Origin of the sequence: Amycolatopsis arida (assembly GCF_900115565.1) — a bacterium.
Lineage (GTDB): Bacteria > Actinomycetota > Actinomycetes > Mycobacteriales > Pseudonocardiaceae > Yuhushiella > Yuhushiella arida.
Genome location: NZ_FOWW01000004.1, coordinates 65,271 through 82,034, shown reverse-complemented (window position 1 = coordinate 82,034; position 16,764 = coordinate 65,271). Strand labels below are relative to the sequence as shown.

The window sequence follows — 16,764 nt, the reverse complement described above, 5'->3', positions numbered from 1 at the left end:
TCACGTGTGGGGACGGAGAGAGAAATCGGGGTTCTCCGGCGTGCCGGCGCCGTCGAGGTGGATCAGGCTCGTGCGGTGGACATCACCTCCCGCAGGAACGCCAGCCCGTCCGCGGCGAGCGCGTCCTGGCTCTCCGCCAGCGGGCGCCACACCGACGCGGCGGTGGCGATGCTCTGGTTGTGCGCGGCGAACGACTCGACGCACAGTGGACCGCGGTAACCGGCGGCGTCGAGCGCGGCCAGCAGGGCCGGCCAGTCGAGGTAGTCCCGCCCCGGCGTCCCCCGGTCGTTGCCGCACACCTGCACGTGCGCGATCCGGCCGGCCGCCGCGCGGATCGCCGCCGGCGGGTCGGTCTCCTCGATGTTCTGGTGGTAGACGTCCAGCGCCACCCCGCACGCGCGCTCGTCGAGACCGTCGAGCGCCTCCAGGGTCTGCGCCACGGTGTTGAGCAGGCTGGTCTCGTACCGGTTGAGCGGTTCGACGCCCAGCACGACTCCGGCCCGCCCCGCGTACTCGACCACCGGGGCGAGGTGCTCGCGCAGCTCGGCGAGGCAGGTCTCCCGCTCCGCCGGGCTCGTCCGCCACGTGCGGCCGACCGAGGCGTACGCCGGCCCGGCGAGCACCGGCGAGCCGACCGTGGCCGCGACGTCGACACAGTGCCGCAGGTAGTCCCGCGTCGCGCCGATCACCGCGGCGTCGGCCTGGACCAGCTCGCGTCCCGGTGGCATCACCAGCACCACGGTGGCCGTGAGGCCGAGGTCGGCCAGCACGGTCGCCGCGGCGGCCGGGTCCCAGTCACCCGGGTTCTCCACCGGCAGCTCGAGCACGTCGAACCCCTGCTCGGCGGCCCACTTCGCGCGCTCCCGCAGCGCGGCGTCGTCCAGCGGCGAGGTCCACACCCAGGTGTTCACCCCGACCGGCCACACGGCCGTCACCGCCAGCGCTCGGGGTAGCCGGGCATGTCCTGGCAGCCGCAGAGGCCGTAGTGCAGCGGCGGCATGCCCGCGGTGAGGTACTGGTCGAGGTTGGTCGAGTCGATCACCGGCTGCGGCAGGATCCACTCCTTCGGCACCCGCTCGCCGTTCAGGATCTTCAGCGCCGCGATGACCGGGGTGCGCCACTGGTAGGTCGGGTAGGTCGGGGCGAGCGCGGTCAGCCCCTCGGCCTTCCACTTCTCCAGGAACTGCTGCTGGTCCTCGCCGGAGATCGCCGGCGGCTCGAGGCCGGCGTCCTCGAACGCCTCGAGCACGGCCACGGCCGCGGTGCCGTCGTCCATCCAGATCCCGTCGATCCTGCCCTCGCGCTGCAGGTAGTCGGACACGATGCTCTTGGCCTTCGCGCTGTCGTTGCCGGTGAACTCGGCGCCGACCACCCGCACGCCGTTCGCCGAGAAGATCCGCTCGGCCGCGGCCCAGCGGTGCTCCAGCACGTCCACGCCCGGCAGCACGCGCAGGCCCAGCACCGAGCCGCCCTGGCCGACCTCCCGGGAGAGGAACTCGGCGGCGGTCGCGCCGAACGCGTAGCCGCCGATGGGGTGGATGACGGTGACCGGGCAGTCGGTGTTGACGCCGCGATCGAACACGATCACCGGCATGCCGGACGCGCACGCCTGCTCCACCGCCGGGGTGAGCGTCAGCGTGGTGTTCGGCGAGACGATCAGCGCGTCGCAGTCCTGGGACACCAGTGACTGGATGTCGCTGATCTGCTTGTCGTCCTTGGCCTCGGCGTCGAGCGCGGTGAAGTCGGCGATCTCCGGGTGCAGGTCGACCTCGGCCCGCATGGTCTTCCAGCCGACCTGCCGCCACGGGTTGTCCACGGAGGCGTTGGAGAAGCAGATCTTGTGTGGACCGTCCTTCTCGTACTGCGCGGTGTCCACCCATTCCGGCCGCAGCGCCTGCTCCCACGGCTTGTCCGCCGGCCCCTCGGGGGTGGCCTGGCGCAGCGCGAGCTGGCGGTCGTACTCGGCCTGGTCGAAGAACTCGCTCGCCGCGGGGGCGCTGGACGGGGCGCCGTCGGCGGGCGGCTTGTCCGCCTCGGCCGGCAGGTCGCTCGAACACGCCGGAAGGGCCAGCGCGCCGGCGGCGAGGACGGCCATCCATGCTCTCGTCATCGGTTTCTCCTGGTTCGGTTGCCGGGAAGGAGTCGGTGTCCCACCGCCGCGTACGCCACGGCGGCGATGATGATTCCGCCCTGCACGGCCGACTCGAGGCCACCGGCGACGCCGAGCAGGTTGAGCAGGGAGAACAGGGCCTCGAGGGTGAGCGCGCCGGCCATCGCCGCGACCACCGAGCCGCGGCCGCCACCGAGCACCACGCCGCCGAGCACGACCGCGGTGATGACCCGGAACTCCAGGCCGTCGCCGACCTGCGCGGAGACGCCGGCGAACCCGCCGAGCAGGATGGCCGCGACGGCCGCGGACAGTCCGGACAGGACGAACGCCAGGGTGCGCAGCCGCTCGACGTTTCCGCCGCCGAGCCGCACGACGTCCGGGTTGTCGCCGACCGCGACCAGTGTGCGTCCGGTGCCGCCGCGCATGAACAGCACGGCCGCGACGCAGAGCACCGCGAGCAGCACCACCGACCACGGCAGCTGGCCGAGCAGCGGCACCTCCAGCCCGCCCCGGCCGACCTCGCGGAACGCGTCGGACAGCGCGCCGCGTGGCGAGCCGCCGGTCCACAGGAACACCGCGCCGTCGAGCACCAGCAGCATGCCCAGGGTCACGATGAACGACGGCACCAGCAGCCGCGTGGTGATCAGCCCGTTGACCAGGCCGACCAGCGCGCCGAATCCGAGCAGCAACGGGATCACCCACAGCGTGGCCGACTCGTCGCCGTCCATCAGCCGGGCGGCGATCACCACCTCCGCGGTGACCAGCGAGCCGACCGAGAGATCGAACCCGCCGCTGACGATCACGAAGTACTGGCCGATCGCGAGGATCATCAGTGGCGCCGCCCGTTTGAGCAGCGCGAGGTAGCCGGCGGGCTCAATGTAGGCCGGCCCGGCGAACGCGAGCGCGACGAGCAGCACCACCAGCACGGCGAGCACCGGGCCGGTGCCGTCCGCCAGCCGGAGCCGCCGGGAACGCGGGCGCGCGGCCGGGGTGCCGGCGCTGGTGTCGTTCGTGGTTCCGCTCGTGGTTCCGGTGTCGCCGGTCATGCCGCCCTCCGCATCCGCCGCCGGGCGTACAGCGCCACCGCGACGATGAGCACCACCCCGCGGACGACGTCCTTGACGAAGGAGTTCAGCCCGATGTCGTCGAAGATCGTGTCGAGCGTGGCGAGGATGAGGACGCCACCGATCGTGCCGACGACGCCGCCCCGGCCACCGGCGAGCAGCGTGCCGCCGAGCACCACCGCCGCGATCGACTCGAGGTCGTAGCCGGCGTCCACGCCGACGTACGGTGCCCCCGAGCCCAGCCGGCTGGCCAGGAAGAGGCCGGCCAGCCCGGCCGCGAGCGAGCACAGCACGTGCGCGGTGACCACGACCCGACCGGTACGGATGCCGGACAGCCGCGCCACGTCCTCGTCGCCGCCGACCGCGTAGAGGTGGTAGCCGCCGCGGCCCCGGGTCAGGTACCACCAGGCCAGTGCGGCGAGGCCGAGCATCAGCAGGGTGGACACCGGGACCGGGCCGATCCGGTCGTAGCCAAGGTGCTGGAAGGCGCGGGGCACGTCACCGGCCGGTCCGGTGTAGCCGTTCTCCAGGTAACCGCGGATGACCAGTGCCATGCCCAGCGTCGCGATGAAGGCGTTGACCTTCAGGCGCGTGACGATCAGGCCGTTGACGAGGCCGACCCCGGCGGCGACCGCGAGGGTCAGCAGCACCGCGGGCACGATCCGGGCCGGATCGCCGGCCATGGTCTCCGCCGCGACCAGCGAGCACAGGCCGATCAGGTAAGCCACGGACAGGTCCAGCTTGCCGGCCAGGATCACCATGGTCTGGCCGATCGCGACCAGCCCCAGCGCGGTGGCGCGGGTGAGGATGTTGAGGATGCCCCCCTGGTCGAGCAGTACCCCGCCACGCGCCCCGACCACCACGCTGCCGGCGACCAGCACCAGCACCAGCGCCAGGTAGACCGCGACCGTGGGGCTCAGCCACGACGTCCACTTCGGACGGCGCTCCGGCCGGGGCGCGGCGGCCGGCCGCGGCCGCACCGCGGTCGTGCTCACGCCGCCCCCTCACCGGCGCTCCTCGGCGACACCCGCCGGGCTGCCGCGTCGCATGGCGCGCTCACGAGCTCGCCCGCGAACCCCTCCCCACTGAAGACCACCACCGTGTTCGCCGCTCCCGTCCGCGTATTCGCCGCTCGCGTCACCGTGTTTGCCGCTCCCGTCGGGAGGTTGGCCGTTCGCGTCGGGAGGTTGGCCGCTGTCGCCGGCCCGGGGTGCGCCTCCGGTCCCGTTCGCCGCATCGCGATGTCCCCCGGTTCGCTCGCCTTGGCGGTCACGCCGCCTCCTCGCCCAGCTCGTGCCCGGTGGCCAGGCGCATCACGGCCTCCTCGGTCGGCCCGGCGGGCAGCTCGCCGGCCAGCCGGCCGTCGTGCATGACCAGCGCCCGGTCGCTCATCCCGATCAGCTCCGGCAGGTCCGACGAGATCATCAGCACCGCCACGCCCTCCCTGGCGAGACCGCGGAGCAACTCGTAGACCGCCTCCTTCGCGCCGACGTCGATTCCTCGGGTCGGCTCGTCCACCACCAGCACCGCCGGCTCGACCGCCAGCCACTTCGCCAGCACGACCTTCTGCTGGTTCCCGCCGGACAGGAACCGCACCTCCTGATCCTCGCCGCGGGCCACCACCGCGACCGAGCGCAGCAGCTCGCGCACGTCCCGCGCGCCCCTGCTGCGCCCGAACGCCGCGCGCCGCACGAGCAGCACGTTGTCCCGCACCGACTGCCGCAGCGCCAGCCCAGTGCCCTTGCGGTCCTCGGTGACGTGGGCGATGCCGTGCCGAACCGCGGCCCGCGGGGAGCGGATCCGCACCGACCGGCCGTCCAGCTCCAGCGTCCCGACGGTGAACGGGTCGACCCCGCACACCGCGCGGGCCACGGCCGACCGACCGGCGCCCTGCAGCCCGGCGAGGCCGACGACCTCGCCGGCGTGCACCTCGAGGTCGATGCCGCGCAGTCGGGCGTTGCCCGCGCCGCGCAGGGCCAGCCGCACCGGGCCGAGCTCCTCCGGGCGCGCCCTCTCCGGGAACAGCGCGGCCAGCGGGCGGCCGACCATGTGCCGGACCAGCTCGTCGGTGGTCAGCTCGGCCGTGGGCACCGACGTCACCAGCGCGCCGTCCTTGAGCACGGTGATCCGCTGGCTGAGGTCGAACACCTCGCGCAGGCGGTGCGAGACGTAGAGGATGGCGATGCCGGCCTCGCGCAGCCGGCCGACCAGCCGGTAGAGCAGCTCCACCTCGTGGTCGGCGAGCGCGGCGGTCGGCTCGTCCATCGCGAGTACCTTCGCGTCCGTTGATAGCGCTTTCACGATCTCGACGACCTGTTGCTGGGCGACCGGCAGGCGACGCACCGGGACGCGCGGGGAGATGCCCCGCTCCCCCAGCCGGTCGAGCAGCGCCGCGGTGTCGGCCTCCATCCGCGCGCGGTCGACCTGGCCGCGGCGCACCGGCTCCCGGCCGAGACAGACGTTCTCCGCCACGGTCCGGTCGGGCAGCAGGGTGAACTCCTGGTGCACGATCGCGATGCCGGCCCGCTGGGCCTCCCGCGGGGAGCCGAACGTCACCTCGGCGCCGTCGATCTCCACCGTCCCCGCGTCCGGGCGGTGTGCCCCGGCCAGCACCTTCATCAGCGTCGACTTGCCGGCGCCGTTCTCCCCCACCAACGCGTGGACCTCGCCGGCGTGCAGGTCGAGGTCCACCCCGTGCAGGACCTCCACCCCCAGGAACTGCTTGCGAACGCCCCGCATCCGCACCACCGGGTGCCCTTGTGAGGTCAGCCCTGCCACAGACATGCGCTGGACCCTACGAGGGATCTTCAGTGCATGTCAAACAAAAGTGTGTATTAGTTGTGCGAAAATGTGCTTCTCAAGGCCAGAAAGCCTGTCGATTGCGCCAAATGTCGTAAGGAGCGGGTGAAGTCGGCCCGATCGGAGGACACCGCCGGCGCCCGTCGGAGGCTAGGAACAGGAGAGGCGCCGCCGTGGCCCGCGAGGTCCAGGGCCGAGCGACCGCGGTAACCATCGGTGACCGCTCCCGCGAGGCCAGGGCTGGGCGCCGGTGGCCGCCGTTGACCGCCGCCTGCCCGCGAGGGTGTCCCGTGCTCGTCCGCCGCAGCGTGTTCACCGCGCTGTTCACCGCCATCACCGCGCTCACCCTGATGGCCTTCGCGCTACCGGCGGCCGCCGCGGGGGCCGCCGCCACGCCCCGGCACTACGTCGCGCTCGGCGACTCCTACACCTCCGGGCCGCTGATCCCGTTGCAGCGGCTCGGCCCGTTCGGCTGCATGCGGTCGACCAGCAACTACCCGTCGATGCTGGCGGTGGCGCTGCGCCCGAGGTCGTTCACCGACGTCAGTTGCGCAGGCGCGCGGACCGAGCACATGTTCCGACCCCAGGACGTGACGCTGGGTCGCAACGCGCCGCAGTTGGACGCGTTGCGGGAGGGCACCGACCTGGTGACGCTCGGCATCGGCGGCAACGACTTCGGGGTGTTCGGCCGGCTGGTCGGCACCTGCCCGACCCTGCGCGACGCGGACCCGACCGGGGCGCCGTGCCGGGAGCACTTCACCGAGGGCGGGGTGGACGCGATCGCGGCGTTGCTGCCCGGGATCCGGGACAACGTTGCGGCCGTGCTGGACGGGATCCGGGCGCGGGCGCCGCGGGCGGAGGTGCTGGTGGTCGGCTACCCGCGGATCGCGCCGGAGCGGGGGCACTGTCCGGACGTGCTGCCGTTCGCCGAGGGTGACTACGCCTGGCTGAGCAGTGTGGAGGAGGCGCTCAACGCCGCGCTGGCCGCCGCCACCGCCTCCCGCATCGGAATGTCCTATGTCGACACCTACGGCCCTTCGAATGGCCACGACGCGTGCCAGCCGGCCGGGGTGGCGTGGGTGAACGGCAAGGACCGCACGCTGTTCCAGGCCGCGGAGTACCACCCCTACCGCGCCGGAATGGCCGGCGTGGCCTCGGTGGTCCGTGCCCACCTCGACACGCGGCTCACCGCCCGGTGAGCGGGCGTCACCCACAACGCGACCCACCCACTGAACGCAGCCGACCGCCACCGCCGGGCCGCCTCAGTGCGGCGTGCCGGCCAGGCTGTCCCGCAGGACGCGCCGGAACCGCCGCTGCCCCACGGGGAAAGGGCGGACCAGCTCGTAGATCTCACCTTCCGCGGTGCGCAGCGTGGCGGTGACCATCCATCCCGCCCGGCCGAGTTCCATGGCGCGGACCGCCCCGGCGTGCAGCACCGGCTCGGTGAAGCCGCGGATCGCCAGGCCGCGACGCATCTCGGCGACGGTGGTCCAGCGGGCACGGAGCGGCACGATGCCGAAGACCGGCGGCCGCGCCAGCCGCCCTGGCCGGGCCCAGCCGAGCGCCACCCGGCGCAGCTCCGCGGCGCCGCGGGCGAGCCGCAGCAGCAGCGCCTCGACCGCGACGGCGGCCACCAGGACGACCAGCCCGGTCGAGCCACTGCCGGGCAGACCCAGCCGGGTCCAGTTCACCGCTACCGGCGCGACTCCGAGCAGCACGACCGGCACGCCGACGAGCAGCTGGTACCGGTACCAGACGTACGGATCCGGCAGCACCGCGACACCGTCACGCAACCCGTACACCGCGGCCCACCCACGGCCACGCTGCCGCACCCAGGTCACCCGCCGGGGTCGGTCCACGTCGTCTCCACTCGTCTCGGAGTGCTGCGCTGTCCCATCCGAAGCCACGCGGGGTGTGGTGGGCATGGCTGTCCCATTTCGAAGCCGCGCGGGCGAGTTGTGCTTGGAGCCTTGTCCCGCTTCGGGACGTTGGTCCCCACCCCGAAGCCCCAAGGTGTTGACGATCGGAAATGGGGAGGGGAATGGCCGCAACCTGCAACCCGTGGTGAGGTGTGTGCCCCTTGTCGATGGGGGCGTGCCCCGAACCGGCCTACGCACGGCTGCCCCTGGGGTGAGGCGTGCCCCACCTCACTGGTGTTCCCCGGGCAGCAGCCACGCAGCACCCCATCCGCCAGGCTAGGAGGAGGGCAGGGAGTCGAGGCGGGCGGTGATGCGGTGGATGTCCGCCTCCGCGGTGTTCCGCCGGGCGCGGATCTTCTCCACCACCTCCGCCGGCGCCTTCTCCAGGAACGCCGCGTTGCCGAGCTTGGCCTCCGCCTGCTTGAGCTCCTTCTCGGCCACCGCGAGATCCTTCCGCAGCCGCTTGCGTTCCGCGGCCACGTCGATGGCGCCGGACAGGTCGAGCCGGACGTTCACCGCGCCGGCGGTGAGCCCCACCTCGAGCGCGGCGCTCTCGGTGAACCCGTCACCGGGCTCGGTAAGCCGGGCGAGCGCGCGCACCGCGGCCTCGTGCCCGGCGATGCCGTCGTACCCCGGCCCGGACAGCGTGGCGACCACCCGCTGGCCCGGCTTGAGCCCCTGGTCGGCGCGGAACCTCCGGACCTCGGTGATCAGCTTCTGCACGTCAGCGATCCGCTCCGCCGCGACCTCGTCGGCGTAGCCGGCGAACCGGTCCGCCTCCGGCCACGCCGCCACCACCAGCGACACTCCCCCGGTGAGCGCGGTCCACAGCCGCTCGGTGACGAACGGCAGGAACGGGTGCAGCAGCCGCAGCACGGTGTCCAGCGCGTGCCCGAGCACGGCCCTGGTGTGCTCGGCCCGCGCGGTGTCCTCGATGGTCAGTTGCACCTTCGCCAGCTCCAGGTACCAGTCGCACAGCTCGTCCCACACGAAGTGGTAGAGCACGTTGGTCACCTTGGCGAACTGGTACTCCTCGAACAGCTGGTCCACTTCGGGCACCACGGTGGCGAGCCGGCCGAGGATCCACCGGTCGGTCGCGGTCAACTCGTCGGCGGGTGGCAGTGGCCGGGCCACGGTCGCTCCGTTGAGCAACGCGAACCGGGTGGCGTTCCACAGCTTCGTGCCGAAGTTGCGGGCCCCGGCCGCCCACTCCTCGGCCAGCGCCATGTCCCCGCCCGGGTTGGCACCGCGGGCGAGGGTGAACCGGGTGGCGTCGGCGCCGTAGGTGTCCATCCAGTCGAGCGGGTCGATCACGTTGCCCCGCGACTTCGACATCTTCTTGCCCTGCGCGTCCCGGATCAGCCCGTGCAGGAACACGTTGTCGAACGGCTGCCGGCCGTCCATCGCGTACAGCCCGAACATCATCATCCGGGCCACCCAGAAGAACAGGATGTCGTAGCCCGTGACCAGCACCGTGGTCGGGTAGAACTTCGCCAGGTCGGCGGTCGGCTCCGGCCAACCCATCGTGGAGAACGGCCACAGCCCCGAGGAGAACCAGGTGTCCAGCACGTCCGGGTCCTGGTGCCACCCCTCGCCGGTGGGCGGCTGCTCGTCGGGGCCGACGCACACCGTCTCGCCGTTCGGCCCATACCACACCGGGATCCGGTGCCCCCACCACAACTGACGCGAGATGGTCCAGTCGTGCATGTTGTCGACCCAGTCGAAGTAGCGCTTCGCCAGCTCCGGCGGGTGGATCCGGGTGCGGCCGTCGCGCACGGCGTCGCCGGCCGCCTTGGCCAGCGGCCCGACCCGCACCCACCACTGCAGCGACAGCCGCGGCTCGACCACCGTGTCGCACCGCGAACAGTGCCCTACGGCGTGCAGGTACGGCCGCTTCTCCGCGACGATCCGGCCCTGCTCACGCAGCGCGGCCACCACCGCCGGCCGGGCCTCGAACCGGTCGAGCCCCTCGAACGGACCGTGCGCGGTGATCACCCCGCGCTCGTCCATGATCGTCAACGCCGGCAGGTCGTGCCGCCGGCCGATCTCGAAGTCGTTCGGGTCGTGCGCCGGGGTCACCTTCACCGCACCGGTGCCGAACTCCGGGTCCACGTGCTCGTCGGCGACCACCGGGACGCGCCGCCCGGTCAATGGCAGCTCGACCTCGGTGCCGACCAGGTGCCGGTAGCGCTCGTCGTCGGGGTGCACGGCCACCGCGGTGTCGCCGAGCATGGTCTCTGCGCGGGTGGTGGCGACCACGACGGACTTCTCACCGTCGCCGTACCGGATGGAGATCAGCTCGCCCTCGTCCTCCGAGTGCTCCACCTCGATGTCCGACAGCGCGGTGTGACAGCGCGGGCACCAGTTGATGATCCGCTCGGCCCGGTAGATCAGCCCGTCGTCGTAGAGCCGCTTGAACATGGTCTGCACGGCCCGGGACAGGCCCTCGTCCATGGTGAACCGCTCGCGCGACCAGTCGACGCCGTCGCCGAGCCGCTTCATCTGGTCGAGGATCTTGCCGCCGTACTCGGCCTTCCACTCCCAGACCCGCTCGACGAACCCCTCCCGGCCGAGGTCGTGCCGGGACACGCCCTGCCCGGCCAGCTCACGCTCGACGACGTTCTGCGTGGCGATGCCGGCGTGGTCCATCCCGGGCAGCCACAGCACCTCGTAACCCTGCATGCGACGCCGCCGGGTCAGCGCGTCCATCAGCGTGTGGTCCAGCGCGTGCCCCATGTGCAGGCTGCCGGTGACGTTGGGCGGCGGCAGCACGATCGTGAACGGCGGCTTGTCCGACGCCGCGTCCGCGGTGAAGTAGCCCGCGGCTACCCAGCGCCGGTAGAGCTCGGCCTCTTCCTCGGCCGGGTTCCAGTTGCCGGGCAGTTCCGTCTGCTGCTGGGTCCCAATGTCCGTCACAACCGGTAAGCCTACGAAGTGCGGCTCCTCGAGCCCTCGTGGGGGCAAGAACCGCGGAGAAGGCGGGAGTTCGGATCTTGTTCATACACCCCATGCTAGCGCGGTATTCGAACTCGTGTTCGACACCTTAGTGTGAACAGCCCTGGCGTCCGGGCCGGCCCATGGCGGAGGATGCGAGGCATGCCAAGGAAACCGCCCCGCGAGGACATCGACGAGAGCCGGCTCGACGCGCACGGCCCGAAGTCGGCGGCGGCCGGAGTCACCGGTGTCGTCGTCGCGGCGAAGCGCGCCCTCGAGCAGCTCGGCCCCGGCAGGGCGGTACGGACCCTGCGGCTGGTCAACCAGCGGGAGGGCTTCGACTGCCCCGGCTGCGCCTGGCCCGAGCCGCGCGCGGCCGACGGCGGGCACCGCGGGACGATCGAGTTCTGTGAGAACGGCGCCAAGGCGGTGGCCGAGGAGGCCACGCTGCGCCGGGTCGACCCGGAGTTCTTCGCCCGCCACCCGGTGGCCGAGCTGGCCGAGCGCACCGACCACTGGCTCGGCCAGCAGGGCCGGCTGACCCACCCGATGGTGCTCCGCCCCGGCGCCACCCACTACGAACCGATCGCGTGGGACGACGCGTTCGGCCTGATCGCCGGCGAGCTGCGGGCGCTGGCCGATCCCGGCGAGGCGATCTTCTACACCTCCGGCCGCACCAGCAACGAGGCGGCGTTCCTCTACCAGCTGCTGGTCCGCTCGTTCGGCACGAACAACCTGCCGGACTGTTCGAACATGTGCCACGAGTCCTCCGGCGCCGCGCTGTCGGAGGTCACCGGTGTCGGCAAGGGCTCGGTGCGGCTGGCCGACCTGCACCGGGCGGACCTGATCGTGGTCGTCGGGCAGAACCCGGGCACCAACCACCCGCGCATGCTCACCGCGCTGGAGAAGGCCAAGGCGAACGGCGCGCGGATCGTGGCGGTGAACCCGCTGCCGGAGGCCGGCCTGATCCGGTTCAGGAACCCGCAGACGCCGCGCGGCGTGGCCGGCAGGGGCACCCCGCTGGCCGACGAGTTCGCCCAGATCCGACTGGGTGGCGACCTCGCGCTGTTCCAGGCGCTCGGCCACCTGCTGCTGCGCTGGGAGGACGCCGCGCCCGGGACCGTGGCGGACCGGGACTTCGTCGAGTCACGCACCGACGGGTTCGCCGAGTACGCCGCGCACCTGCGCGCGCTGGACTGGACCGCGGTGGACGAGGCGACCGGGCTGCCCAGGACACGCATCGAGCGGATCGCCAGGATGCTCGCCGCGTCCGAGCGCACCATCTTCTGCTGGGCGATGGGGCTGACCCAGCACCGACACGCGGTGCCCACCATCCGCGAGATCGCCAACGTCGCGCTGCTCCGCGGGATGATCGGCAAGCCGGGCGCCGGACTGTGTCCGGTGCGCGGGCACTCCAACGTCCAGGGCGACCGAACCATGGGGATCTGGGAGAAGATGCCGGAGCCGTTCCTCCGCCGGCTCGAAGAGGAGTTCGGCATCACCGTGCCGCGGGAGCACGGCTGGGACACCGTCGAGGCGATCCGGGCGATGCGCGACGGCCGCGGCCGGGTGTTCGTCGGCCTGGGCGGCAACTTCGCCGCCGCAGCACCGGACTCCGCGCTCACCGAGCGGGCGTTGCGCTCCTGCGCGCTCACCGTGCACGTCTCGACCAAGCTCAACCGCTCGCACGTCGTGCCCGGCCGCACCGCGCTGATCCTGCCGACGCTCGGCCGCACCGAGCGGGACGTCCAGGCCGCCGGCGCCCAGTTCGTCACCGTCGAGGACTCGATGTCGGTGGTGCACGGGTCGCGCGGCACCCTCCCGCCGGCGAGCCCGCACCTGCGCTCCGAGGTGGCGATCGTGTGCCGGCTGGCCCGCGCCCTGCTCGGCCCCGACCACCCCGTGCCGTGGGCGGAGTTCGAACGCGACTACGACCTCGTCAGGGAGCGGATCGCCCGGGTGGTCCCGGGCTGCGCGGACTACAACCGGCGGGTGCGCGAGCCGGACGGATTCGTGCTGCCACACCCGCCGCGGGACAACCGCGAGTTCCCCGGCACGAGCACCGGGCGGGCGCGGTTCACCGCGAACGAGCTGGAGTACCCGGCGGTGCCCGCCGGGCGGCTGCTGTTGCAGACCCTGCGCAGCCACGACCAGTACAACACCACGATCTACGGGCTGTCCGACCGCTATCGCGGGATCGAGGGCGGCCGTCGGGTGGTGTTCGCCCACGGCGACGACCTCGCCGCCCTCGGGTTCGCCGACGGCGATCTCGTGGACCTAATCTCGGAGTGGCGCGACGGCGAGCGCCGGGCGGAGCGGTTCCGGGTGGTGGCCTACCCGTGTGCCCGTGGCTGCGCCGCCGCGTACTTCCCCGAGGCGAACGCGCTGCTCCCGCTGGACTCGGTGGCCCGCACGTCGAACACGCCGGTGGCGAAGGCGATCGTGGTGCGGCTGGAGCGCGCCGGCTGAGCTCAGCTGGTGGTGCTGACGATCGTGGGGACGAAGACCGCGACCATCACCGCCGTGGTGATCTCCTCGGTCACCTTCCCCATCGCGTCGGACACCCAGTTGCCCTCGGCGATCTCCTTGGCCCGCCGCTCGACCAGCTTCCGGTCCGGCGCGTCGACCACCCTGCCGGCCAGCTTCATCGCGGACAGCAACGCGATCATCGCGGCCTCCCGCTCGGTCGGCGCCCCACCGTCGACGAGCACCCGGCGCAGCCCGGCGCGGACCTCCTCCTCGTGCCGGGACTCCTCGGCCGGCCAGCGCGTGGTCGGGAAGATCCCGAGGACGCGGCCCTGCTCGCGGCGCAGGATGCCGCGGTCGGCCAGGCCAGCGAGCAGCCGGTTGGAGAGGTCGTCGCCGGACAGCGGGCGGATGGCGTCCTGGGGCTTGCGCCCCTCCAGCTTGCCGAGCTTGTCCAGGGCGTCGTCGAGCGCCGGGTGGCCGGTGGGCGTGCTGTCCCGCAGCACCAGGCGCCCCTTCTTCACCGACTCGCCCTCGACGGCCAGCCCGACCCTGCCCAGCATCGCCAGCTCGATCAGCAGCGCGCCGGCGAGGCTCAGCTCGAGGTTGCTCACCCCCGAGATCGGCTTGCCGGTGTCGTCGTCGAACGCCAGCAGCAGCAGGTCTTCCGCGATCACCATGCCCCGAGCCTAGGGGCCCCGGCCGGGACGCGCCGGGGAGACCGCGAATCGGTTCCCCGGCGCCGACCCCGACTCCTCAGTGGGTCACGGGGTGCTGGTCCAGTAGACCGCCCTGGCGAACTGGGCGAACAGGCCCTTGGGGTGGGCCCGGAACAGCGGCTCGGTGCCGAACAGGACCGTCCGCGTACCGCGGTCGGCGGTGCCCGACACCACCGCCGCAGACCCGGCGGCCTGCGCCGGCCCCTGGCCGTCCTTGCCGGGCAGCCAGTGCCCGGCCACCAGCGGGTTCCCGGTGGCGTACCGCTGCTCGGCCACCACGGACTCGCCCAGCTCGGTGAACCAGATCGGCGAGTACACGAACGAGTGCGCCGGCGAGCCGCTGCCCACCGCGCCGCCGCCGGTCGTGGTGGCGACGACCCCGTTGGCGTCGTCGCGCCCGGCCACGGCTCGCACCCGCAGCAGCCCGGCGTCGGCGTTGAACGCCGCCCCGGTCGCACCGCGGGTCACCACACCGCCCCGGGCGAGGAACGCGTCCACCGCCGCGCGCGCCTGCGCGGTGAGCTGCCGGTAGGACAGCCCGCTGGAGACCACCAGGGTGTCCACCCTGGACAGATCGAACCCGGAGTTGAGCGCCGAGGTGGACACCGGGTGCACCTCGAAGCCCAGCTCACGCAGCACCGCCAGCTCGTCGGCGCCCACCGCGGCGGCGAGCACCGGACGGCGCAGCAGCGGGCCGCGTTCACCGGCCGGCGCCGCGGTGAACCGGACGCCGAACCGCTCCGCCACGGCCAGTGCCGCCGAGCGCGCCGACGCCGGCACCATCACCCCGCCGTCGGTCTGCCGGTGCACCGGGAGCCCCTGGCCGAGCAGGGTGTTGACCGCCTGGACGTCCTTGCCGTCCAGCAGCGCCAGTGCCAGGTCCTGCCCCGGCGCCGCGTCGACCCCGCCGGTCGGCGCGGCCGCCGTCACCGGCGTGGTGCGCACCCGCGGGGCCTCGTCCCGGACGACGTCCACCGACGCGCCCCACAGCAGCCGGTGACTCCAGCCGGAGATGTCGTACATCCTCGGGACGTCGGCGGAGATGTCCTTGCCCTCGGCGAGGATCGCGTTGGCGAGGCCGCGCTTGGGCTGGTGCATGTCCACCAGGTACGAGCCCGCCGGATAGGCGCGGCCGCCGAGCCGGAACGGCGACCGTGCCTGGCCGACCCGCACGTCGTTAACCACGAGGTGGTCGACCAGCCGGGCCGCCGCGGGCGCGGAGCGCTGCCCCTCGCCGGCCGGGATCACGTAGGCCCGCGGGAAGTCGACGGTGTAGCGGTCCTCGGGGCCGTAGCCCGGCACGTAGCCGTCCGGCACCTGGCGCTGCGGCGTGCCGGCCCAGCCGCGCCGGAACTGCTCGATCTGGTCGGCGATCAGCGCCGCCCGGTTGTGGTCGGTGTAGTCGATCGCGGCGCGGATGGTGGCCGCGGCGACGTCGGTGTTGATCGCCGAGCGGCGGCGCAGCTCCTCGACCGGCAGGGTGTCGTACTCGCGCCGGTTGACCCGCAGCGGCACCTCCACGGTGTGCCCGACGGCGCCGTGGTAGATCGCGTACATCGGGGTGAAGATCGGTGGCCAGTCGTCCCACTCGCCGGGGTCGAAGTCGCGGAACGGGATGTCCGCGGTGGCCGTCTCCGGGTGGCCGAGCCCGGCGACGGCCTTCTCCATGCCGAGCGCGTTGGCGTAGGCGTGCTTGATGTAGAGGTCGTACTCGTAGTTCTGGCCGTGCGGCGGGGTGGCCGGCTCGATCAGCGTGGTGCCGGTGTAGCCGTGCTCGTCGAGCATCACCAGCGGCTGGGTGCCGATCACGACGTCCCGAACGGCCCGGGACTCCGGTTGGGCGGAGGTGATGTGGTCGCGGTTGATGTCGAACCCGGCGGCGTTGGCCCTGGTGCCGGCGACCCGCCCGTCCGGGTTGTTGGTGACGGTGACGTGGATCCGGGTGCGCTCCAGCAGCCGCCGGGTGTCCCGGTCCTGGGCGGTGGCCAGCCGCTCGATGACCCGCAGCGCACCGTCGGTGCCCTCCCACTCGTCGCCGTGGATGTTGGCGTTGATCCAGATCGGCGCCTTGTAGTGCCGGACCAGCGCGACGTTCCGGGCGGCGCGGGCCGGGTCGTTCTCGATGAGTTCCCGCCAGCGGTCCTGCCGCCGGGTCTCCGCCGGCCGCTCCGGGGCGGTGACGGTGACCAGGTACAGGTCACGGCCGAGCGTCGACTGGCCGATCACCTCGACCGAGACCCGGTCGCTGCGGGCCTGCAGGTCGTTGAGCCGGGGTGCCAGCGCGTGGTAGGGCACCAGACCGAGCTTGACGGCCTTGTCCGTCGGATCCTCCGGGTAGACCCGCAGCTCGGTGCGGCGAGGGTAGCCCCGGTGGTCGCCGTGCCGCCGGTTCTCCCCCGCCGCCCTGGCGGCGACCGGCCGCGGCGCGGCGTCGGTGGCGGCGACCCGGTTGCGCTCGGGCCCGTTACCGGGTTCGCGGTGCGTGGTGGCACCGGGATCCGGGCCGGTCGGCGGGGCGGCCTGGGCCGGTAGCGCGGTGGCCGGCAGCAGCAGGAGTGCGGCCGCGGCGAGCAGCCGGCGGGCCGAGCGGGCACGGGGCATGGGTACCTCCCTGAGCACGGGTGCGACGAGTGTTTCGCCCCGCTAACGACTTGGCAAGAAGTCGCCGGCTAACACTTCGGCATACCGGGCGGTTGACGGGTCGCCGCGGTGAGCCGGGGCCGGTCATCCGGGAGCCAGGCGGGCGGTGCTCG

Annotated in this window: 11 protein-coding genes; 2 read left to right on the top strand and 9 right to left on the bottom strand. The window is 73.0% G+C overall.

The features are described from left to right. Positions 1-62: 62 nt before the first annotated feature. The 5 genes from BM051_RS13465 to BM051_RS13445 form a co-directional block, all read right to left on the bottom strand. Positions 63-935, bottom strand: coding sequence for a sugar phosphate isomerase/epimerase family protein (locus BM051_RS13465; RefSeq protein WP_092530477.1), 873 nt, complete (start codon positions 933-935; stop codon positions 63-65). Then, positions 932-2,110, bottom strand: a complete 1,179-nt coding sequence (locus BM051_RS13460) for a substrate-binding domain-containing protein (RefSeq protein ID WP_092530476.1) — start codon at positions 2,108-2,110, stop codon at positions 932-934. The genes BM051_RS13465 and BM051_RS13460 overlap by 4 nt, the downstream gene beginning before the upstream one ends. Beyond that, the gene (locus tag BM051_RS13455) at positions 2,107-3,156 is read right to left on the bottom strand and encodes an ABC transporter permease (protein WP_092530475.1); all 1,050 of its coding nucleotides are present in this window, start codon (positions 3,154-3,156) and stop codon (positions 2,107-2,109) included. Before BM051_RS13455 ends, BM051_RS13460 begins: the two co-directional genes overlap by 4 nt. Continuing rightward, positions 3,153-4,169 (bottom strand): ABC transporter permease, encoded by a 1,017-nt coding sequence (locus BM051_RS13450; protein ID WP_092530474.1) that lies wholly within the window; start codon positions 4,167-4,169, stop codon positions 3,153-3,155. Before BM051_RS13450 ends, BM051_RS13455 begins: the two co-directional genes overlap by 4 nt. Before the next feature lie 274 nt (positions 4,170-4,443). Continuing rightward, a complete protein-coding gene (locus BM051_RS13445; protein WP_092530473.1) occupies positions 4,444-5,958 on the bottom strand; it encodes a sugar ABC transporter ATP-binding protein in 1,515 nt (504 codons plus the stop codon). A gap of 365 nt (positions 5,959-6,323) precedes the next feature. On the opposite strand from BM051_RS13445, the gene BM051_RS13440 reads away from it, so the two are divergent. After that, positions 6,324-7,172 carry an SGNH/GDSL hydrolase family protein gene (locus tag BM051_RS13440; RefSeq protein ID WP_092530869.1) on the top strand — a complete coding sequence of 283 codons (849 nt, stop codon included), beginning with the start codon at positions 6,324-6,326 and terminating at the stop codon, positions 7,170-7,172. Positions 7,173-7,235: 63 nt separating this feature from the next. On the opposite strand, the gene BM051_RS29035 is transcribed toward BM051_RS13440, so the two are convergent. Beyond that, entirely contained in the window at positions 7,236-7,832 is a 597-nt protein-coding gene (locus tag BM051_RS29035; protein ID WP_092530472.1) for a hypothetical protein, read from the bottom strand. A gap of 336 nt (positions 7,833-8,168) precedes the next feature. After that, positions 8,169-10,808 (bottom strand): valine--tRNA ligase, encoded by a 2,640-nt coding sequence (locus BM051_RS13430; protein WP_092530471.1) that lies wholly within the window; start codon positions 10,806-10,808, stop codon positions 8,169-8,171. A gap of 180 nt (positions 10,809-10,988) precedes the next feature. Between BM051_RS13430 and BM051_RS13425 the strand changes: the two genes are divergently transcribed. Next, positions 10,989-13,295 carry an FdhF/YdeP family oxidoreductase gene (locus BM051_RS13425; protein WP_092530470.1) on the top strand — a complete coding sequence of 769 codons (2,307 nt, stop codon included), beginning with the start codon at positions 10,989-10,991 and terminating at the stop codon, positions 13,293-13,295. Between the two features lie 2 nt (positions 13,296-13,297). On the opposite strand, the gene BM051_RS13420 is transcribed toward BM051_RS13425, so the two are convergent. Both BM051_RS13420 and BM051_RS13415 read right to left on the bottom strand, forming a co-directional pair. Beyond that, positions 13,298-13,972 carry a GOLPH3/VPS74 family protein gene (locus BM051_RS13420; protein ID WP_092530469.1) on the bottom strand — a complete coding sequence of 225 codons (675 nt, stop codon included), beginning with the start codon at positions 13,970-13,972 and terminating at the stop codon, positions 13,298-13,300. Positions 13,973-14,056: 84 nt separating this feature from the next. Continuing rightward, a complete protein-coding gene (locus tag BM051_RS13415) occupies positions 14,057-16,612 on the bottom strand; it encodes a M14 family zinc carboxypeptidase (protein WP_092530468.1) in 2,556 nt (851 codons plus the stop codon). Between the last annotated feature and the right edge of the window lie 152 nt (positions 16,613-16,764).

What these genes read in the sequence shown, in the direction of transcription:
- BM051_RS13440 (WP_092530869.1), top strand. Translation starts at nt 6,324, where the DNA reads ATGGCCTTCGCGCTACCGGCGGCCGCCGCGGGGGCCGCCGCCACGCCC.
- BM051_RS13445 (WP_092530473.1), bottom strand. Translation starts at nt 5,958, where the DNA reads ATGTCTGTGGCAGGGCTGACCTCACAAGGGCACCCGGTGGTGCGGATG.
- BM051_RS13455 (WP_092530475.1), bottom strand. Translation starts at nt 3,156, where the DNA reads ATGACCGGCGACACCGGAACCACGAGCGGAACCACGAACGACACCAGC.
- BM051_RS13425 (WP_092530470.1), top strand. Translation starts at nt 10,989, where the DNA reads ATGCCAAGGAAACCGCCCCGCGAGGACATCGACGAGAGCCGGCTCGAC.
- BM051_RS13420 (WP_092530469.1), bottom strand. Translation starts at nt 13,972, where the DNA reads ATGGTGATCGCGGAAGACCTGCTGCTGCTGGCGTTCGACGACGACACC.
- BM051_RS13415 (WP_092530468.1), bottom strand. Translation starts at nt 16,612, where the DNA reads ATGCCCCGTGCCCGCTCGGCCCGCCGGCTGCTCGCCGCGGCCGCACTC.
- BM051_RS13460 (WP_092530476.1), bottom strand. Translation starts at nt 2,110, where the DNA reads ATGACGAGAGCATGGATGGCCGTCCTCGCCGCCGGCGCGCTGGCCCTT.